We start from the raw sequence: 19985 nt of genomic DNA on the forward strand, positions 1-19985 counted from the left end.
ACGCACGTGACCACGCCAGACAACGGCTTTGCAGCAATCACCAACCGCGAACTGGGCCTGCGGCGCCAGCTCACTTCCGGGCAGATGAGCATGATCGCCATCGGTGGCGCCATCGGCACCGGGCTGTTTATGGGCAGCGCCTATGCCATCGGCTATGCCGGGCCCAGCGTGCTGGTCAGCTACGCCATCGGCGCGTTGATCACCCTGCTGTTGATGGGCTGCCTGGCGGAAATGACGGTGGCCCATTCCACCTCCGGCTCTTTTGGCGCCTATGCCGAGTTCTATATCAGCCCCCTGGCCGGGTTTCTGGTGCGCTATGCCTACTGGGCGGCGATTGTGCTGGCGGTGGGCGCCGAGGTCACCGCGGTGGCGATGTACATGAAGTACTGGTTCGCCAACGTGCCGGAATGGGTGTGGATCGTCTCGTTCTCCAGCGTGCTGATCGTGCTTAACGCCATCAGCGTCAAGACCTTCGGCAACTTCGAATACTGGTTTTCGACGATCAAGATCAGCGCGATTGTCGGCTTTATCATCCTCGCGGTGTATGTGGTGTTCGGCTCTGGCAACCCGGATTACGGGGTGCAGAACTACACGGCCCACGGCGGGTTTTTCCCCAATGGCCTGAGTGGCATGTGGATCGCGGTGATTGTGTCGATCTTCAGCTACCTGAGCGTGGAGATGATCGCGGTGGCGGCGGGTGAAGCGGCCGACCCGGAGCAGGCGGTGAAAAAAGCCTTCCGCGCGACGATTGTGCGGCTGGTGGTGTTCTACCTGCTGACCCTGGCGCTGATGCTGGCCATCGTGCCGTGGAACCAATCCGGGCAGAGCCAGAGCCCGTTTGTCACGGTGATGCAGACCATCGGCATTCCCGGCGCCACCGGGGTGATGAACTTCGTGATCCTGATTGCCGCGCTGTCGGCCATGAACAGCCAGCTCTACATCACCACGCGCATGATGTTCAGCCTGTCCCGCGCCGGCTTTGCGCCAAAATCCATGGGCGCCCTGAGCAAGAGCGGGATCCCGCTCAATGCCCTGTTGCTGTCCAGTTCGGGCATCGCCTTGGCGACCCTGCTCAACGTGGTGTACCCGGAAAGCTCCTTCACCTTGATGATGGCCATCTCGATGTTTGGCGCGATCTTCACCTGGTTCATGATCTTCCTCACGCACCTGTTCTTCCGCCGCTACCGCAAGCGCCACGGCGGGCCGAAGTTGTCCTTCCAACTGCGGCTGTTTCCCTACAGCACGCTGCTGGGGCTGGTGCTGATGGGCGCGGTGATGATCACCACGTACTTCACCGAGGCGTTCAAGATGACCCTGGTGTTTGGCGTGCCGTTCCTGCTGATTCTCTCGGTGGTGTATTACGTGTTTTTCCGTAAAGGCACGGACAAGGCATCGAGCAAGGCCTTGGCGTAAGCCGGCAATTGCTCGAACGAACGCGCGCACAACAGCAGTCTGCGACAGGCCCAGTCTTCCGTCAGCGGCTGGGCCTGGAATGGCTGCGCGTGGGGCCAGCGTTGTAACGCGGCCAGCGGCACGATTCCCAGGCCCGCGCCACGGGCGACCATGCGCATCACCCCATCAAAGCCATCGGCCCGCACCCGGGTCTGCAAGCGAAAACCCGCGTGCAGCGCCTGTTCCTCCAGGTACACCGCCAACGCGCTGTCGGCGGCCAGGCCTACATAGTCGTAGGGCAGGCTGTCGATAAAACTCACTGCGCCGGCCGTCAGTGGGTGGCCTGTCGGCAGGATCAGCACCAACGGGTCGTCGCGAAACGGCCGGGTCTGCAAGCCGTGGCTGTCCACTGCATCGGAAATAATCCCCAGGTCCGCCGCGCCCTGGCGCAAGGCATGGGTGATGCGCAGGCTGGGCAGTTCCTGCAGGTCGATATCGAGGTTGGGGTGGGTGCAGAGAAAATCCGCCAGCAACTCCGGCAGGTATTCGCTGAGGGCGGTGGTGTTGCACAGCAGGCGCACCTGGCCTTTGACGCCGTTGGCGTACTCCGCCAGCTCCTGTTGCAGACGTTCGGCCTGTTGCAACAGCAGGCGTGCGTGGCGGGCCAGGGCGTTGCCGGCGGCCGTCGGGGTCACGCCTCGGCGGCCGCGCTGCAGGAACTCGACGCCCAGTGAAGCCTCCATTGCGCGAATGCGCGCACTGGCGGCGGCCAGGGATAGGTGGCTGCGGGCGGCGCCGGCGGTGATGTTGCCGGTGTCGAGGATGTGCAGGTAGAGGCGCAGGTCGATCAGGTCAAAGTGCATGGCCGGGGTTCTCGGGTGCCTGGACGGGCCTTATCGCAGGCAAGCCAGCTCCCACATTTGGAGGGGTGATCACATTCAGAATGTGGGAGCTGGCTTGCCTGCGATAGCGGTCTCAGCCTCACGCAAAACAAGAGGCTGCCTCAGTATATGGCGAATTTCCAACCCCACGCCAAACCCGCAAACTCCCCCCCATGACAACCTTCCTCGCGTTCTACCAACACCTCGGCCCAGCCCTGACCCTACTGGTGATCGGCACCTTCCTGCTGGCCGGCACCGTCAAGGGCGTGATTGGCCTGGGCCTGCCCACCGTCGCCATGGGCCTGCTCGGTCTGGCTATGTTGCCGGCGCAGGCTGCGGCCCTGCTGATCATTCCTTCGACCATCACCAACCTCTGGCAACTGAGCTTCGGTGGGCACTTGGGCGCACTGAGCAAACGCCTGTGGCCCATGCTGCTGCTGATTTTTCTGGGGACCGGGCTCGGTTCGCTGTGGCTGGGCATGGACGGCGGTCCCTGGGTGGTGCGGGCCTTGGGCGGGGCGTTGCTGGTGTATGCGCTGTGCGGGCTGTTGCTGCCGACGTTGCGGGTGCCCGCCGGCAGCGAGCGTTGGCTGGGCCCGCTGTGTGGTCTGCTGACGGGGATCGTCACTTCGGCCACCGGCGTCTTCGTGATCCCGGCCGTGCCCTACTTGCAGGCACTGGGCTTGCATCGGGACCAACTGGTGCAGGCGCTGGGCCTGTCCTTCAGCGTGTCCACCCTGGCCCTGGCCGCCGGGCTGTTCTGGCGCGGCAACCTCGGGGCCGGCGAACTGAATGCCTCGCTGCTGGCGTTGGTGCCGGCGCTGCTGGGCATGTGGCTGGGGCAAAAGCTGCGCCAGTGCATCAGTGCTGTGCTGTTCAAACGCGTGTTTTTTATGGGCATGGCGGCCCTGGGCGGGCACCTGCTGATGGGTGCTTGACGCAATAATCAGATGGTTACTCGTGCCTGAAGGTCAAAAGTGTTTTGCCGGTCCGTGGCTTACTCACCCGAGGTGTTGCCCGTAGCCTGCGCTCATCCATTTTCAACCTTCAGGTACAACCCCATGAAAAAAGTTCTGTTGCTCAACGGCGGCAAGAAATTCGCCCACTCCGATGGCCGCTATAACAACACCCTGCATGATGCGGCGCTGGCCGTGCTGGACCGGGGTGGGCTTGACGTGAAAGTCACCCATATCGACGCCGGCTACGACGTGGCCGAAGAAGTCGCCAAGTTCCTCTGGGCCGACGTGATCATCTACCAGATGCCCGGCTGGTGGATGGGCGCCCCATGGATCGTCAAGAAGTACATCGACGAAGTCTTCACCGAAGGCCACGGCAGCCTGTACGCCAGCGATGGCCGCACCCGTTCCGACGCGTCGCAGAAGTACGGCAGCGGCGGCCTGATCCAGGGCAAGCAGTACATGTTGTCGCTGACCTGGAATGCACCACAGGCAGCATTCGATGACCCGAGCGACTTCTTCGAAGCCAAGGGCGTGGATGCGGTGTACTTCCCGTTCCACAAGGCCAACCAGTTCCTCGGTATGAGTGGCCTGCCGACGTTCCTGTGTGTGGACGTGATGAAGCGCCCCTCCATCGAGGCTGATGTGCTGCGCTATGAGCAGCATCTGGCCCAGGTGTTTAACCTGACGCTGTAATACGGCTAGTATCCACGCAGCCGTATTCACGAGGATTCACGTTGAAAGCCCGATCCGATGAGCTCCAGATCTTCGTCTGCGTGATTGAATGCGGTTCGATTTCCGCTGCCGCCGAACAAGTCGGGCAGACGCCTTCGGCGGTCAGCCGCACTTTGTCGCGGCTCGAAGCCAAGCTCGACACCACCCTGATCAACCGCACCACGCGGCGCATGGACCTGACCGAAGAGGGCAAGTACTTCTTCGAGCAGGCCAAGCTGATCCTGGAGCAGATGGACGAGCTGGAAGAGCGCCTGTCGTCACGGCAGAAAACCCCGTCCGGGCGCTTGCGGATCAACGCCGCCTCGCCGTTCATGCTGCATGCCATCGTGCCGTACGTCGCCGAGTTCCGCCGTCTGTACCCGGATATCCAGCTGGAGCTCAACAGCAACGACCTGATCATCGACTTGCTGGAACAGAGCACCGACATTGCTATCCGCATCGGTGCCCTGGCGGACTCGACCCTGCATGCTCGCTCCCTGGGCTGCAGCCCGCTGCATATCCTCGCCAGCCCGGCGTACCTTGAGCAGCACGGCACGCCAACCACAGTGGCGGACCTGGCCAATCACACCTTGCTCGGCTTTACCCAGACCGAAACCCTCAACCACTGGCCGTTGCGCCATGTGCAGGGCGACCGCTGGCAGATCGAGCCGGGCATTGCCGCGTCCAGCGGGGAAACCCTGCGCCAACTGGCGTTGGAGGGGCAGGGGATTGCCTGCCTGTCGCACTTCATGACCATCGAAGACATCAACGCCGGCCGCCTGCAGTCGATCCTGGCGCCGTTCAACAGTGGCTATCGCCAACCGATCAACGCGGTGTATTACCGCAACTCGCAGTTGGCCCTGCGTATCCAGTGCTTTTTGGACTTTATCCAGGCAAAGCTCGCGCGCTACGCCTGTTGACCGGCTCCTACTGGTCCCGGGTGGTGGTTTTCCGTACCATCGCCCCCTCATTTCCTGCAACGCCCCCGGTAAACCTATGAAACTCTCTCGTCTGCGCGCCGACGCCCTGGCCGGACTCACCACGTCTTTTGCCTTGTTGCCCGAATGCATCGCCTTTGCCCTGGTGGCCCACCTCAACCCGCTGATGGGCCTGTATGGCGCTTTTATCATCTGCACCCTGACCGCGTTGTTCGGCGGCCGGCCGGGGATGGTCTCGGGGGCGGCGGGGTCGATGGCGGTGGTGATCGTCGCGCTGGTGGTGCAACACGGCGTGGAGTACCTGCTGGCGACGGTGTTGCTCGGCGGTCTGATCATGATTGCCTTCGGCCTGCTGCGCCTGGGCAAGCTGGTGCGCATGGTGCCGCACCCGGTGATGCTCGGTTTCGTCAACGGCCTGGCGATCATCATCGCCCTGGCGCAACTGGAGCATTTCAAGAGCGGTGAGACCTGGCTCAGCGGCACGCCGTTGTATGTGATGACGGGGTTGGTGGTGGCGACCATGGCCATCGTCTACCTGCTGCCCCGCCTGACCCGCGCGGTGCCGCCGGCGCTGGTGGCGATTCTCGGTGTGGGGCTGGCGGTGTACCTGCTGGGCTTGCCCACCCGCACGCTGGGCGATATGGCCCATATCGCCGGCGGCCTGCCGACTTTTGCCCTGCCGCAGATCCCCTGGACCCTGGAAACCCTGGGCATCATCGCGCCTTACGCTTTCCTGATGGCCATGGTCGGGCTGCTGGAAACCCTGTTGACCCTCAACCTCACCGACGAAATCACCGAGACCCGTGGTTACCCCGACCGCGAAAGCGTGGCCCTGGGCGCGGCGAATATGGTCAGCGGGGTGTTTGGCGGCATGGGCGGCTGCGCGATGATCGGGCAGACGGTGATCAACCTCAGCTCGGGCGGGCGCGGGCGTTTCTCCGGGGTGTTTGCCGGGGTGATGATCCTGCTGTTTATTTTGTTCCTATCGCCGCTGATCGAGCGCATTCCCCTGGCGGCGCTGGTGGGGGTGATGTTTGTGGTGTCCCAGCAGACCTTTGCCTGGGCGTCGCTGCGGGTGATCAACAAAGTGCCGCTCAATGATGTGCTGGTGATCATCGCGGTGACGGTGATCACGGTGTTCACCGACCTGGCCACGGCGGTGCTGTGCGGGATTGTGATTGCCGCGCTCAACTTTGCCTGGCAGCAGGCGCGGGAGTTGTACGCCGATGAACATCTGGAGGCCGATGGCAGCAAGCTCTACCGGCTGCACGGCACCCTGTTCTTTGCCTCGACCACACCCTTTCTGAACCAGTTCGACCCGGCCAACGATCCGGCCCAGGTAACGCTGGATTGCCGTCACCTGAGTTTTGTCGACTATTCAGCGATTGCCGCGCTGATGACCCTGCGCGAACGCTACAGCAAGGCCGGCAAGCACCTGCGGGTGCTGCATTTGTCGGAGCGCTGCAAGAAGCTGCTCAAGCGCGCGCGAGTGCAGCACGACTGATCCTGCTGGTGTAGGCGAGGGAGTTATGGGCCGACGAGGTTTTCCAGTTCATCGGCGCGGGTCTGGGTCATGTCCAGCACACAACCCGAGCCGTTGACCTGGTCAATACTGCCGCCGGTCGCGGAGCCGGCGAAGGCGCAATTGGCATCCCGGTATTTGATCCACAGGCGCTGTACATCTTGCAGTTGCTGCTTGCGCGGGCCTTGCTGGGCCTGCAGTGCGGTTTGGTAGGCGCTGTTCAGGCGCTTGTCCTGCACCTTGGTTTCCTGGGCGTTGCAGCCGACCATCGCGGCCGTGGTGTTGGCGGCGTCCAGGCACTTTTGCAGGGCCGGGCTGCTGTCGGCGGCCGTTGCGGTGCCGGACAAGGCCAGCAGTAACGCGCTGAGGGTAAGGGTTCTACGGTTCATGACGGGCTTCCTGAAGATGATTCGGTGTGCAATCTGAGACCGGACAGTGGCCGTTGAGTTTCCCGCATTGGGCCCGGCCTGCATGTAAGAACGATCCCCTGATTTTCATCCTGAGTCTGCGGGCATATCCCAAAGCGACAGCGCTTATCTGTGGGCGAAAATTACTTTCATAAAATTTGAAAATGCTCCTCGGTAATGATTTATGAGTTTCACAACCAATTCGACGTGACCCTTTCCGAGGAGTACCGCATGGCCGCATCACCGGGCGTCTGGCTGTTGGCATACGCTGCCATCGCCATCATTGCATTGATCGTGCTGATTGCACGTTACCGGCTCAACCCGTTTATCGTCATCACCCTGGTGTCCATCGGCCTGGCGCTGCTGGCCGGGATGCCGGCGGATACGATCATGGGTTCCTACGAGGCGGGGGTCGGCAAGACCCTGGGGCATATCGCGCTGGTGGTGGCCCTGGGCACCATGCTCGGCAAGATGATGGCCGAGTCCGGCGGCGCCGAGCAGGTGGCGCGTACCCTGATCAACCGTTTCGGCGAGCGCAATGCCCATTGGGCCATGGTGTGCATTGCCTTCCTGGTGGGGCTGCCGCTGTTTTTCGAGGTCGGTTTTGTATTGCTGGTGCCGATTGCCTTTACCGTGGCCCGGCGCGTGGGCGTGTCGATCCTGATGGTCGGTTTGCCGATGGTCGCCGGCCTGTCGGTGGTGCATGCCCTGGTGCCGCCACACCCGGCGGCAATGATGGCGGTGCTGGCGTATAACGCCTCGGTCGGGCAGACCGTGTTGTATGCGATTTTGATCGGCATCCCCACCGCGATCATCGCCGGCCCGGTGTACGCCAAGTTCATCGTGCCGCGCATCCACCTGCCCGCCGAAAACCCGCTGGAACGCCAGTTTATCGAGCGCGAACCGCGCACCCGCCTGCCGAGCTTCGGCCTGACCATGGGCACCATCCTGTTGCCAGTGGTGCTGATGATGATCGGCGGTTGGGCCAACCTGATCTCCACGCCCGGCAGCGGCTTCAACCAGTTCCTGTTGTTTATCGGGAACTCGGTGATCGCCTTGCTGTTGGCGACCCTGGTCAGTTTCTGGACCCTGGGCCTGGCCCAGGGCTTCAACCGCGAGTCGATCCTCAAGTTCACCAACGAGTGCCTGGCGCCCACCGCCAGCATCACCCTGCTGGTGGGCGCGGGCGGCGGCTTGAACCGGATCCTGGTGGACGCCGGCGTGACCCATGAAATCCTCGGCATGGCCAACGCCTTCAACCTGTCGCCACTGGTGATGGGCTGGTTGTTTGCCGCGCTGATGCGCATCGCCACCGGCTCGGCCACCGTGGCCATGACCACCGCGTCGGGCGTTGTCGCCCCGGTGGCCCTGGGCCTGGGTTATCCACACCCGGAATTGCTGGTGCTGGCGACCGGTGCCGGTTCGGTGATCTTTTCCCACGTCAACGACGGCGGCTTCTGGCTGATCAAGGAATACTTCAATATGACGGTGATCCAGACCTTCAAGACCTGGACCGTGCTGGAGACTTTGATTTCGCTGGTTGCCTTCGGTCTGACCTACGGCCTGTCTCTTGTTTTATGAGCCTCATCCTGTAACCCGGAGACCCCATGGACATCCTCTACCAGATCCGCGCCCGCCAGGATTCCTTCAGCGCTGGCGAAGGGCGTATCGCCCGGCTGATGCTCGATGATGTGGGTTTTGCCGCATCCGCCAGCCTGGAAGAGTTGTCCCAGCGGGCCGAGGTCAGCACCGCGACCTTGTCGCGATTTGCCCGCAGCGTCGGCTGCCGTGATTTGCGCGACCTGCGCCTGCAACTGGCCCAGGCCAGCGGTGTGGGCAGTCGCTTCCTCGACCCGGCGGGGTTGCCCGAGCAGTCGGCGTTTCATCGGCAGATCCTCGGCGATATCGAAGGGACGCTGCGCCAGCACCTGTCCGGCTTCAATCAGGCTGGTTTTGTCGATGCGGTGAACCTGCTGGGCAAGGCGCGGATGATCCACGCCTTTGGCATGGGCGGCCCCTCGAGCCTGTGCAGTGAAGAGTTGCAAGTGCGTCTGGTGCGCCTGGGCTATTCGATTGCTGCCTGCCGCGATCCGGTGATGATGCGGGTCACGGCCGCCACATTGAGTGCCGAGCACGCCCTGATTGTCTGCTCCCTGACCGGCCTCACACCCGAGCTGCTGGGCGTGGTGGAACTGGCCCGCAACTATGGCGCACGGATTGTCGCCATCACCCTGGCCGACTCGCCGCTGGCACAGTTGGCCGACGTGCTGCTGCCGCTGCAACCGGCCGAAACCAGTTTTATCTACAAACCCACGGCGGCGCGCTACGGCATGCTGCTGGCCATTGATTTGCTCGCCACTGAACTGGCCCTGGCCATGCCGGACGACAACCAGGAGCGCCTGCGCCGGATCAAGCTGGCCCTGGACGACTATCGCGGCGGCCCTGACAGCCTGCCGCTTGGAGATTGAGATGAAGTACCACACGCTGATTCGCCAGGCGCTGATCATTGATGGCAGCAACACGCCGGGGTATCTCGCTGACGTGGGGCTGCGCGCGGGGCGTATCGAGAAGATCGGCGACTTGTCGGCGGCCCAGGGCGAGCATGAAATCCAAGCCGATGGCCGTGTACTGGCACCGGGTTTTATCGACGTCCACACCCACGATGACACGGTGGTGATCCGCCAGCCGCAGATGCTGCCCAAGCTCAGCCAGGGCGTGACCACGGTGATCGTCGGCAACTGCGGCATCAGCGCCTCGCCGGTCAGCTTGCGTGGCGATCCGCCAGACCCGATGAACCTGCTGGGCAATGCCGAGGCGTTTGCCTATCCGCGTTTCCTCGATTACCGCGCGGCGGTGGAAAACGCTCACCCGGCCCTCAACGTCGCGGCATTGATTGGCCATACCGCTTTGCGCAGCAACCATATGGACGACCTGCACCGCACCGCCACCGCCACCGAAATCGCGGCGATGCGCGAGCAACTGCAGGAAAGCCTCGAAGCGGGCGCCCTCGGCTTGTCCACCGGCCTGGCCTACGCCAGCGCGTTCAACGCCGACACCGACGAAGTGCTGCAATTGAGTGAAGAACTGACGGCGTTTGGCGCGGTGTACACCACCCATCTGCGCAGTGAATTCGAGCCGGTGCTGGAGGCCATGGACGAGGCGTTTCTGATCGGCCGCCATGCCCAGGCACCGGTGATTATTTCCCACCTCAAATGTGCCGGCGCCGGCAACTGGGGGCGCAGCCCGCAATTGCTGGCATCCCTGGAGCAGGCGGCGAAGTCCCATCCGGTGGGCTGCGATTGTTATCCCTATGCCGCCAGCTCCTCGACCCTGGACCTCAAGCAAGTCACCGATGCCTTCCGCATCACCATCACCTGGTCCACGCCGCACCCGGAAGTGGGCGGGCGTGACTTGCAGGACATCGCCGCCGAGTGGGGTGTATCCCTGCTGGACGCTGCCCGTCGCCTGCAACCGGCGGGGGCGGTGTACTACGGAATGGATGAGGCCGACGTGCAACGCATCCTCGCCCATCCGCTGTCGATGGTGGGTTCCGATGGCTTGCCGGAAGACCCGTTCCCCCATCCGCGCTTGTGGGGCGCATTCCCGCGGGTACTTGGACATTTCAGCCGTGACCTGGGACTTTTCCCGCTGCACACAGCTGTACACAAAATGACCGGCTTGTCGGCCGCGCGCTTTGGCCTGGCCGGGCGCGGGGAAATCCGCGAGGGGCATTGGGCCGACCTGGTGCTGTTCGACCCGTTGCGGGTAAGGGATGTGGCGGACTTCAAGGACCCGCAACGTGCCGCCGAGGGCATTGATGGGGTGTGGGTCAATGGTGTGTTGAGCTACTGCTACGGGCAGGCGAACGGCCAGCGGGCGGGGCGCTTCCTGGCGCGCAGTGGTGATTTGCGGCGGGGTTTTGCCCTGGTGTGACAGGCCATGAGGTCTGTCAGATTGTGCTCAATGAGGGCTTACAAAACGCAGGTTGTGGCTGTGGGAGCGCTATCTAAGATGGACGGGACTTCTTACGGAGAGCCTGTATGCACAATCAATATGATAGCGTCAGTCATTTCGGTAACCCATCTATCTTCACTGCCTCGGTGCGCGTCGGTGACCATACGGGCGAAGCTAATGTGCCAGCCGCCAACACGCTGGCCACCTTTCCTTTTCCCCGGGATACGATCAAAGGCTGGATCCAGGAAAAAGTCTGGAGCCTGACCCATCAATGGATCGACCCTGACAAGGTCTACCTGCATAAATTCTCGTCCGCCAACAGCACGCACAGCAGTGGCGCGGTGACCGGCTGGGCGCATAGCGGCACGCCCGAGTCCTCCATGACCCTCACCGAGGCGGTCGCCAGCGATTTCTTTTCGGCACAGCGCTATGGCACTGCCGGCAAGGCCCAGGCACCCTTGAGCTGATGCGCAAGGAGAATCGCCTGGATGAGTTTGCGCAGAGTGCCTATAAGTTCGATGAGGTGCATGTGGCCAACGACGATCTGTCGAGTGCGCGGATCACCCGGATTGCCCACGGTTGAATCCTGCCTCGACTGGCGTTCACAGCACGCTCGCCTTGGGGTAGGGTGGTGGCCTGACAACAGGACGTTTTGTGGATTTGGAGAGCCTTATGCAGTTAGGAAAAGTCACCCCCATCCTGCGGATTTTCGACGAGGCCAAGGCGCTGGAGTTCTACGTCGACTTCCTGGGGTTCAAGGTGGATTGGCAGCATCGGTTCGAAGCGAATTTTCCGTTGTACCTGCAAGTGTCGCTGGGCGAGTGCGTGCTGCATCTATCCGAGCACCATGGCGACGCCTCGCCGGGCGCGGCGGTGCGGATCCAGGCACCAGGGGTGGATGGGTTCCAGCAGCAATTGCAGGCCAAGAATTATCGCTTTGCCAAGCCGGGCGTCGAGGAAACACCCTGGGACTCGCGGGAGATGAGCATCAAGGACCCGTTTGGTAATCGGCTGGTGTTTGTCGAGGAAGGCCAGGCCTGATCGACAAATGGCAGGGGCATCAGCCGCTGTTTGTCACACCTCGTGGTGAATGGCCTGCGTGTTTAGCACGTCTGGCGATTCCTGCGAGACAGCTTCAATGACCGTCAAGGCCTGAGAAGTGGAGCCGCCCCGGTTTCGGCCGGGGCGGCTTTTTGTTTACACCCGGAAATGGCTGACCATCTGCTGCAACTGGCTGCCCAGTCGTGCCAGTTCGACGCTGGACTTGGCGGTCTCGTCGCTGGCCGTTGCGGTCTGCTCCGACACATCACGCACATTGACGATGCTGCGGCTGATTTCTTCGGCCACGGCGCTTTGCTGTTCGGCGGCGGCGGCGATCTGTTGGTTCATCGACTGGATGTTCGACACCGTGCGGGTGATGTTCTCCAGGGAGACGCCGGCCTTGCGGGTCAGTTCGACGCTGCTGTCGGTCAGGCTGCGGCTGTTGTTCATCACCGTGGCCACTTGCTGGGTGCCGTTCTGCAAACCGGCGACCAGGCCTTCGATTTCTTCGGTGGACTTCTGCGTGCGCTGGGCCAGGCCGCGGACCTCGTCGGCGACCACGGCAAACCCACGGCCGGCTTCACCGGCACGTGCGGCTTCGATGGCGGCGTTGAGCGCCAGCAGGTTGGTCTGTTCGGCCACGGCCTTGATCACGTCCATCACACTGCCGATCTTGTTGCTCTCTTGTTGCAGGTGCGCCATGGCGTCGGTGGAACGCGCCACTTCGTCGGCCAGGCGTTCGATCTGGGCGATGGCTTCGGCCACCACCTTGTCGCCTTCGCGGGCCTGGCCATCGGCGGTGGATGCGGCCTGGGAAGCCTGTTCGGCGTTGCGCGCCACTTCCTGCACGGTGGCGGTCATCTCATGCATCGCGGTGGCCACTTGATCGGTCTCGATCTTCTGGCTGTTGACCCCGGCGCTGGTCTGCTCGGTCACGGCCGACAGCTCTTCGGCAGCGCTGGCGATCTGCGTGACGCCGTCGCGGATACCGGAAATCAGCTCGCGCAAGGTGCTGCCCATGCGCTGGATGCCTTGTTGCAGCACGCCCAGCTCATCGCGACGGGTCACCTGGATGTTGTGGCTCAGGTCGCCGGAAGCGATGCGCTCGACCACTGCCAGGGTTTCCTGCAGCGGGCGGGTGATCTGCCGGGTGATGACCAGCGCGGCGATAATCCCCACCAACAGGGCGAGCACGGTGCTGATCAGTTGCAGGCTGCGAGCCTGGACGCTTTCGGCGTCGCGGCGTTGCAGTTGGATGTTATACAGCGCTTCGCTGTGCGACACGATATCGGCGCCCTGCACAGTCATTTCCTGGCGGGCGAGAACGATATTGGCGTTGGCGGCTTTATACGCCTGCAGCGCAGTGCGGTAGGCGCCCAGGGCATTTTCCAGGGCGGTCAGCTCGGTTTGCTGGGCTTCACCGAACACGTTCTTCAAGCCTTTGAGGCCATTGATCGCCGATTCGATTTGCGCTTCTGCACGGGCTTCGGTGTCTGGGTTGACGTTGCCGGTGTAGCCGCGCACTTCATAGCGCGCCACCTGGAACTCTTGCTTGGCGTGGTTGACGGCTTCGTACTGGGCGAAGCGCTCACTGCTTTCTGGCATCTGCCGCACGCTGCGGTCCAGGGCTGCAATCACCAGGCCGGCGGCGTCGGCGCGCTCGCCCATGGTCTGGCGTGCGGCGTTACCGTTGCGGTAGGCCTCGCGCATTTTGTTCAGCGACTGCCGGTAGGCGGTGATGGTGTCTTTCTGCTCGTTGAGCAGCTTGAGGTTTTCCGGGCTCTTGAAGCTGTTGACCAACTGTTGCTGCTGCGCGGCAAAACTGTCGAGGGTGGTCTGCACATTCTGCGCCACGGCTTCGTCGCCGTTGGCGAGCATGTACTGCAGGCGCACGATGCGCAGTTTGGTCAGCGATGCATTGAGCTGGGTGATGTCGCTCATCCAGTTGCTGCGGTCGATCAGGCTGCCCAGGCTGGTCCAGCCGGTGAGTGCGAGGATCGAGGTGAGCACGAGCACCAGGCCAAAGCCCAGGCCCAGTTTCAAGTTGACGCTGATGTTGCCAAACCATGTATTCATCGAATTCCTCCAGGAACAGATTGCGTGTACATCAGTTGCTGGAAGGTCGCCCAGCCGATGGATAGTCTGGGGATATCGGCAGGCAGGGCGAGAGCTGAAACGGTTTTTTAATCAATGTGGGATTCGTGGATGAGTGGTCACTTTTAAAAAGCGGACTTCCCTTTGTGGCGAGCGGGCTTGCCCGCGTTGGGGGGCGTAGCGCCCTACCCAGGAGAGGGGACTGCTGCGCAGTCCAACGCGGGCAAGCCCGCTCGCCACAACAAGCCCGCTCGGCACAACAAGCCCGCTCGGCACAACACGGCCGCTGGTCAGGGGGATAGGGGGATCAGCTTTTGGGCAGGATGCTCAGGACCAGGCACGACGCTGCATCCCGGCTCAGGTGCAGGCGATTGTGCGCGATGCGCGGATGGCTGGCCTGGCCCTCGTTCTCGCCGCTGTTGGGGTTGACGTCGAAGCGCGGGAAATTGCTACTGGAAATGTCCAAGCGCAGGCGATGGCCCTGTTTGAACAGATTGCAGGTGGCAAATGGCTCGATGTTCACCTTCACCCGCTCACCGGGTGTCAGCGGTCTGGGCTGCTCCCAATCGTCACGATAGCGGCAGCGGCGGATGCCGTCGGTGATGTTCATCGCAAAGCCTTCCGGGTAAGCGGCGCTCGGCGGGTAGACATCCACCAGCTTGGCGGTGAAGTCGGTGTCCGGCGCGTCGCTGTCGATCCACAGCTCGATCTGCACCGTCCCGGCGACGATCAGGTCTTCGCTCAGGGGCGCGGTCTGAAAGCTCAGCACATCGTCGCGCTCGCACAGGGGGCGATTGTCACCCCGGGTGCCAAAAAAGTCCGGGCGTTCACGCTGGTCGAAGGCGCCGCCGACAAAAATCGGCGCGCCGGATGTCAACGCACCGCCCACGGTCGGCACCGGGTTGGCCGGGTCGGCGTAGTAACCCAACACAGCTTCGTCAGCGCTGGGCGCAACCTCGGTCAGTTGCCGTTGCGCATCCAGGTACAAGGTCAGCGACTGGGTGCCAGGCAGTGGCCATTGCTCGCCCTGCAGCCAGCGACCGCCATGTTGCAGGCGGCCCTGCTCATCCGGCAAACCGCTGCCACCGCCCATCAAGAACACCTGCACCTGGGCCGGCGGTGGCTGCGTCCCGGGCTTGAGGGATTGCTCGAACCATTGCAGGCGACAACTCAACCAATCCTGCGCCACCTGGCCGTCAAACGCGGCCTGGGCACCGAACTCCACATCGCCGCTATGGCTGATATTGCGGTCACCGTGCAACCACGGCCCCATGATCAACCGTTGCGGCGCGCTGCTGGCGCGGTTGAAGGCGGTGTAGTTGGCCAGGGTCGAGCTGACATAAGCGTCGTACCAACTGGACATGAACAGCACCGGAATATCCGGCAAGCGCCCGTAGTGACCTTCGGCATAAATTCCCGATTTCTGCCAGTAGGGGCCGAAGGTGCCCTGGGCCCACTGCTCCAGCAGATAGGCTTCGTACTCGGGCACATGACGCAACGGCGATTGGCCCGCCTGCCAGGGCATGCGGCGGAACCATTCATGGATGTCTTCGTCTTCCAGCGCCTGGCGCACCTGCGGGTCGGCCAGGGCGAGCGGGCTTTCTTTGGCCTGGCGAAACGCCCAGGTGGCCTGCTTGAGTTCAAACGCACCGCCCTGGCGAATCCCGCATTGGTAGGCGTTGGCGAAGCCGCCGCTGTCGAGCACCATGCTGCTCAGGCCCGGCGGGTGCAGGCAGGCCATCGCCAGTTGGGTGTGGGCCGCGTAAGACAGGCCCATGCTGCCGATCTTGCCGTTGCACCATGGCTGGCGAACGATCCAGGCCAGGGTGTCGAAACCGTCTTCGCCCTCGGCGGTGTACTTGGTGAACACCCCTTCGGAGGCGTAGCGCCCGCGACAATCCTGGAAGATCGCGACAAACCCCTGGGCGGTAAAACGCGCCGCCATTTGCTCGCGGGAGATGTGCTGGCCGTCGAGCTGTTTTTCCGAGCGCGACGGTTTGCACTTGTCATAGGGCGTACGTTCGATCACCACCGGATACGGCCCTTCGCCGCCCGCCGGCAGGTAGATATCGGTGGCCAGGTGGATGCCGTCGCGCATGGCGATCATCTGGTTGTGCAGGGTTTGCATAGGTAAAACACTCATCGACTCAGTATCCGGTTTGCACGGCAATGGCCAGCAGCACCATCGCCAGTACCGCATAGATCAGGAACAGCGGCAGGATGTAGCGCGCCCATTGGCCCCAGCCGACGTTGGCGGTGGCCAGCAGCACCAGCAGGCCACTGGAGGTCGGGGTGATCATGTTGGTCAGGCCGTTGCCCATCAAAAAGGCAAACACCGTGGTTTGCGGGCTGACCCCGGACAACTGGCCCAGTGGCCCGAAGATCGGCATGGTCACCGCGGCCTGGCCGGAGGTGGAGGGGATCAGCACGTCCAGCCCCAGTTGTGCGAAGAACATGCCGTAGGCCGAGACCACCGGCCCGTGGTCGCCCACCAGGTTGGCCAGGCTGTTGACGATGGTGTCCAGCACCTGGCCGGTGCTGAGGATGATTTCCACGGCGGTCGCCAGGCCGATCAGGACGCCGGCGATCAGCACCTTCTTCATCCCATCGACAAACGCGCTGGCAGCAGTGCTCGCGGCCAGGCCGGCGATCACAGCGAAGGCCACGGTCAGCAGCAGGTAGAACGCCGACAGCTCATGGTATTTCCAGCCCCAGCGGTTCGAGGCATACACCAGGAAGCCGATACCGCCACCCAGCACCAGCAGGTTCAGCAGGTGGCGAATCGGCAGGGGTTTGCTTTCGAAGGTGATCTGCGCGCTGGCATCAAAGCCGTGCTTGCGAATGCTCCACAGCACAAACGCGATACCCACCAGCAGGAAGGTGCAATAGGCCGCGACGCGCATGCTCAAGCCGCTGAAGATCGGCAGGCCGACCATCGGCTGGGCCACGGACAAGGCCACCGGGTTGGAGATGGATGCCAGGTAGCCGATCTTCACCGAGATGGTGACGATGGCCAGGCCAATCAGGTTCGACAGCCCCAGGCGGTTGGCCATGGCCACCATCAACGGCACGATCAGGATGAATTCCTTGGCCAACCCCATAAAGGTACTGCCAGCGGAAAACACCAGCATCAGGCTCGGCACCAGCACGTAGATATTGCCTCGTGTCATACCTAGCAGGCGCTCCAGCCCGGCGTCGATCACCCCGGCCTTGTTCAGCACGCCGAACATGCCGCCGATGAACAGCACCATGAAAATCAGCGCCGCACGCTTTTCGATGCCTTGGGGAATGGCCATGAAACCTTCCACCAACGATACCGGGCGGGCCGTTGTGTCGCCGGCCTTGCGGGGTTCCAGGGAGAACAGTTGGCTGAAGGAATCCTGCTTTTCCAGCACCTGATACGAGCCCGGCACCACCAGGCCATTCTGACGCTGGAACTTGCCGGCATTCACCGCGTAGGTGAAGGCGACGGCGAGCAGGACGATACTCAGCAGAATGATCGCCGGGTTGATTTGCTTGCGTTGCACGGGTTTGTCTGCGGCCGCCTCGGTGGGCGACGGGGTACGGAGGATCTGCGGTTCGGTCATGCTGGCGGCCCCGGCGCGGCCCCCGTCTGAGCGGGGTGCGTGCGCTGTTATTGTTGTGGGTAGTGACGCTTGGTTGGGCGGACACTAGGGCATCGCGCGCAGGCCCACAACGTTATGCGTGGGGCGGGTTGGGGTATGCGTTTTACGCAGCGCTCGGGATACCGAGAGGGGATTCTGGTCTCCGACCGCGCAGAGGGTTACGGGATTTTCGCAATGGAATTCAGGCGCTGCTTGAGGTGCTCGGCAAATGCCGTTACCAACTGCGGGCGCGGCTCGTCGGCACGAAATGCCAGGCCAAATTCATAGGGCAATGCCGGGCGAAACGGTCGGCTGACAATCGGCAGGTGCATGAAGTGGCTGGCCAGCAAACCATTGACGATCGACACCCCCAGGCCTTCGGCGACAAAGCTGCAGGCGGCGCCCACCGAGTGCACTTCGACCCGTACCTGGGGTGTCAGGTTGGCGGCGCGGAACATCTGGTTCAACTCGGTACGCACCGCCCGTTGCCGGCCCAGCATCACCAACGGCACATTGCGCAGATGCTGCACCTCGATGAACGGGTGGCGGCTCAGTGGATGGTCGGCCGGCATCACGCACACGCCTTCGGTGTGCAGTACCGGCTCGATATCAAAGTCGGGGATCTCGGTGGGCAGGCGTACAAAACCCAGGTCGGCGGAGCGGTCCAGCACGGCGCGCTCGATCATGTCGTAGGAACCGGTCAGCAGCTCGACCACAGTGTCGTCATGGTCCTTGAGAAAGTCCGCAACAATACGCGGCAACAATTCCTGGGTCATGCTGGTGGGCACGCCGACTTTAAGCAGGCTTTTGCGCGAGCGGCCGACGCGCATTTCGTCCGCCAGACGCTGGATCCGCTGCATGCCGTCCACCAGGCCGGCAACTTCGGTGAGCAGTTCCTCGGCCTCTGGCGTGGCCATCAACCGGCCCTTTTTGCGCAGGAACAGGGCAAACCCCAGGGCGTCTTCCAACTGGCTCAACAGGCGGCTGACCGCAGACTGCGACAAGCCCATACGGGTGGCTGCGCCGATGGTCGAGCCGGTGGACATGATCGCCTTGAAGGCTTCGAGTTGTTTGAGATTCACCGTGGATTTCCTGTCGAAGGGCGGCTTTGCGCATAGCGTCATGCGCTTCTCGCATAACGTTGTGGGGCGTTCGGCAAGCCGTTAGTGTCCGCCCCAATGTGACCTGGCGTCCAGCCTGGCACACGGAGCAACTGCCCATAAAAATCGACAATACGGCATTGAGGAAACAGTTATGCGTGAGCTTTTCACCAGGGGTGGCGTGGTCACCGTCGGGGTGCTGGCGAGTCTGTCGCCGTCGCTGATGGCCCAGGGGTTCTGGGAGGATTCCCATGGCAAGCTGACCCTGCGCAATTACTATTTCAACGACGGCTATCGCGACGGTGGCGAGGACCGCAAGGAATGGGCGCAAGGCTTTTTGCTCAACCTGCAGTCGGGCTACACCGAGGGCACCGTCGGCTTTGGCCTGGATGCCCAGGGGCTGTCGGGGATCAAGCTCGACTCCAGCCGCACCCACGCCGGCACCGGTTTGTTGCCGGTCCACGATGATGGGCGCGCCGCCAATGAATTCTCCAGCCTCGGCGTGACCGCAAAAATGCGCATCGGCGCGGCCGTGGTGAAAACCGGCACCTTGCTGCCCAAGATCCCGGTACTGGTGCATAACGACGGGCGCCTGCTACCCCAGACATTTCGCGGCACCCAGGTCGAATACACGGGCATCCGCAACCTGTACCTGCACAGCGGGCACCTGGATCAATTCAAACTGCGTAACTCCAGCGACAGCGTGGATATTTATCCACAGGGCTACAGCGGCAAAAAGGGCAGCGACTTCGATTTCGCCGGCGCCACTTATGCCTTCACGCCTACGCTCAGTGGCACCTGGTACTACGGGGAAATGCGCGAGTTCTATCGCCAGCAATTCCTCGGCCTGGTGCATAAGCAGCCGTTGGGCGCGGGGAGCCTGACCAGTGACTTGCGCTACTTCATCAGCAATGAGGCCGGCGAGGCGCGTAACGGCAAGGTCGACAGCGACATGTTCAGTGGTCTGTTCACCTATCGGCTGGGGCCGCAGGCGTTGGGTGTGGGCTACCAAAAGGTCAGTGGCGACACCGCGCTGCCCTATGCCAGCGTGTCCACGGTGTACTCGTTCAGCAACGCCGGGGTCGGCAAGTTCATCCAGGCTGGTGAGCAAACCTGGATGCTGCGCTATGACTACGACTTTGCCGCCGTGCTGCCGGGCCTGAGCTTTATGACCCGTTACTACAAGGGCCAGAACGGCGACTTCAAGGGCCGCGAAGCCCGCGAGTGGGAGTCCGACACCCACCTGCGCTACTTGATCCAGGACAGCACCCTCAAAGGCCTGGGCGTGGAGTTGCGCAAGGCCACCTACCGTTCCACCTATGCCAGTGACCGCGATAACTACCGGGTCTACCTGACGTACGATTTGGCGCTTTGGTAGGCC

General features: G+C 62.7%; 17 protein-coding genes and 1 pseudogene. 11 read left to right on the forward strand and 7 right to left on the reverse strand.

The window, feature by feature from the left end; all coding sequences use genetic code 11:
- Positions 1–6: 6 nt before the first annotated feature.
- Positions 7–1413 (forward strand): amino acid permease, encoded by a 1407-nt coding sequence (locus tag HU773_RS04280; RefSeq protein WP_057439312.1) that lies wholly within the window; start codon positions 7–9, stop codon positions 1411–1413.
- On the opposite strand, the gene HU773_RS04285 is transcribed toward HU773_RS04280, so the two are convergent.
- Entirely contained in the window at positions 1359–2255 is an 897-nt protein-coding gene (locus tag HU773_RS04285; protein WP_057960621.1) for a LysR substrate-binding domain-containing protein, read from the reverse strand. The genes HU773_RS04280 and HU773_RS04285 overlap by 55 nt on opposite strands.
- Before the next feature lie 191 nt (positions 2256–2446).
- On the opposite strand from HU773_RS04285, the gene HU773_RS04290 reads away from it, so the two are divergent.
- From HU773_RS04290 to HU773_RS04305, 4 genes are all read left to right on the forward strand, one after another.
- Positions 2447–3211, forward strand: coding sequence for a sulfite exporter TauE/SafE family protein (locus tag HU773_RS04290; RefSeq protein WP_128593731.1), 765 nt, complete (start codon positions 2447–2449; stop codon positions 3209–3211).
- A 123-nt stretch (positions 3212–3334) separates the two neighbouring features.
- Positions 3335–3925 (forward strand): NADPH:quinone oxidoreductase MdaB, encoded by a 591-nt coding sequence (gene mdaB, locus HU773_RS04295; RefSeq protein ID WP_115127335.1) that lies wholly within the window; start codon positions 3335–3337, stop codon positions 3923–3925.
- A 41-nt stretch (positions 3926–3966) separates the two neighbouring features.
- On the forward strand, positions 3967–4863 hold the full coding sequence (locus HU773_RS04300; RefSeq protein WP_057960618.1) for a LysR family transcriptional regulator: 897 nt from the start codon (positions 3967–3969) through the stop codon (positions 4861–4863).
- A 76-nt stretch (positions 4864–4939) separates the two neighbouring features.
- Positions 4940–6385 (forward strand): SulP family inorganic anion transporter, encoded by a 1446-nt coding sequence (locus HU773_RS04305; RefSeq protein WP_057960617.1) that lies wholly within the window; start codon positions 4940–4942, stop codon positions 6383–6385.
- Positions 6386–6408: 23 nt separating this feature from the next.
- Here HU773_RS04305 and HU773_RS04310 read toward each other — a convergent pair whose 3' ends face one another.
- Positions 6409–6792 carry a lysozyme inhibitor LprI family protein gene (locus HU773_RS04310; RefSeq protein WP_057960616.1) on the reverse strand — a complete coding sequence of 128 codons (384 nt, stop codon included), beginning with the start codon at positions 6790–6792 and terminating at the stop codon, positions 6409–6411.
- 195 nt (positions 6793–6987) lie between these two features.
- Here HU773_RS04310 and HU773_RS04315 point away from each other — a divergent pair, with 195 nt between their 5' ends.
- The 5 genes from HU773_RS04315 to HU773_RS04335 all read left to right on the forward strand — a co-directional run bounded on the left by HU773_RS04315 (position 6988) and on the right by HU773_RS04335 (position 11805).
- A complete protein-coding gene (locus HU773_RS04315) occupies positions 6988–8391 on the forward strand; it encodes a GntT/GntP/DsdX family permease (RefSeq protein ID WP_057440211.1) in 1404 nt (467 codons plus the stop codon).
- A gap of 26 nt (positions 8392–8417) precedes the next feature.
- On the forward strand, positions 8418–9278 hold the full coding sequence (locus tag HU773_RS04320; RefSeq protein WP_057960615.1) for a MurR/RpiR family transcriptional regulator: 861 nt from the start codon (positions 8418–8420) through the stop codon (positions 9276–9278).
- 1 nt (position 9279) lies between these two features.
- On the forward strand, positions 9280–10743 hold the full coding sequence (locus HU773_RS04325; RefSeq protein ID WP_186625312.1) for an N-acyl-D-amino-acid deacylase family protein: 1464 nt from the start codon (positions 9280–9282) through the stop codon (positions 10741–10743).
- A gap of 107 nt (positions 10744–10850) precedes the next feature.
- Positions 10851–11231: a dermonecrotic toxin domain-containing protein gene (locus HU773_RS04330; RefSeq protein ID WP_186625313.1), complete on the forward strand. Its 381-nt coding sequence runs from the start codon at positions 10851–10853 to the stop codon at positions 11229–11231.
- A 205-nt stretch (positions 11232–11436) separates the two neighbouring features.
- The gene (locus tag HU773_RS04335; RefSeq protein WP_186625314.1) at positions 11437–11805 is read left to right on the forward strand and encodes a glyoxalase superfamily protein; all 369 of its coding nucleotides are present in this window, start codon (positions 11437–11439) and stop codon (positions 11803–11805) included.
- Between the two features lie 156 nt (positions 11806–11961).
- Here the strand turns inward: HU773_RS04335 and HU773_RS27720 are convergent, their stop codons facing one another.
- The 5 genes and pseudogenes from HU773_RS27720 to HU773_RS04355 all read right to left on the reverse strand — a co-directional run bounded on the left by HU773_RS27720 (position 11962) and on the right by HU773_RS04355 (position 18586).
- Positions 11962–12825 (reverse strand): methyl-accepting chemotaxis protein, encoded by an 864-nt coding sequence (locus HU773_RS27720; RefSeq protein WP_370694600.1) that lies wholly within the window; start codon positions 12823–12825, stop codon positions 11962–11964.
- A gap of 39 nt (positions 12826–12864) precedes the next feature.
- A pseudogene (locus tag HU773_RS27725) lies at positions 12865–13881 on the reverse strand (methyl-accepting chemotaxis protein); the annotation flags it as partial.
- 325 nt (positions 13882–14206) lie between these two features.
- Positions 14207–16027, reverse strand: a complete 1821-nt coding sequence (locus HU773_RS04345) for a CocE/NonD family hydrolase (protein ID WP_169989898.1) — start codon at positions 16025–16027, stop codon at positions 14207–14209.
- A 19-nt stretch (positions 16028–16046) separates the two neighbouring features.
- Positions 16047–17486 (reverse strand): YfcC family protein, encoded by a 1440-nt coding sequence (locus HU773_RS04350; RefSeq protein WP_057440207.1) that lies wholly within the window; start codon positions 17484–17486, stop codon positions 16047–16049.
- A gap of 197 nt (positions 17487–17683) precedes the next feature.
- On the reverse strand, positions 17684–18586 hold the full coding sequence (locus tag HU773_RS04355) for a LysR family transcriptional regulator (protein ID WP_057960609.1): 903 nt from the start codon (positions 18584–18586) through the stop codon (positions 17684–17686).
- A gap of 172 nt (positions 18587–18758) precedes the next feature.
- Here HU773_RS04355 and HU773_RS04360 point away from each other — a divergent pair, with 172 nt between their 5' ends.
- Positions 18759–19982, forward strand: coding sequence for an OprD family porin (locus HU773_RS04360; protein WP_186625315.1), 1224 nt, complete (start codon positions 18759–18761; stop codon positions 19980–19982).
- The last annotated feature ends 3 nt before the right edge of the window (positions 19983–19985 follow it).

The sequence above is a fragment of the Pseudomonas shahriarae genome (assembly GCF_014268455.2).
In the GTDB taxonomy this organism is placed as follows: domain Bacteria; phylum Pseudomonadota; class Gammaproteobacteria; order Pseudomonadales; family Pseudomonadaceae; genus Aquipseudomonas; species Aquipseudomonas shahriarae.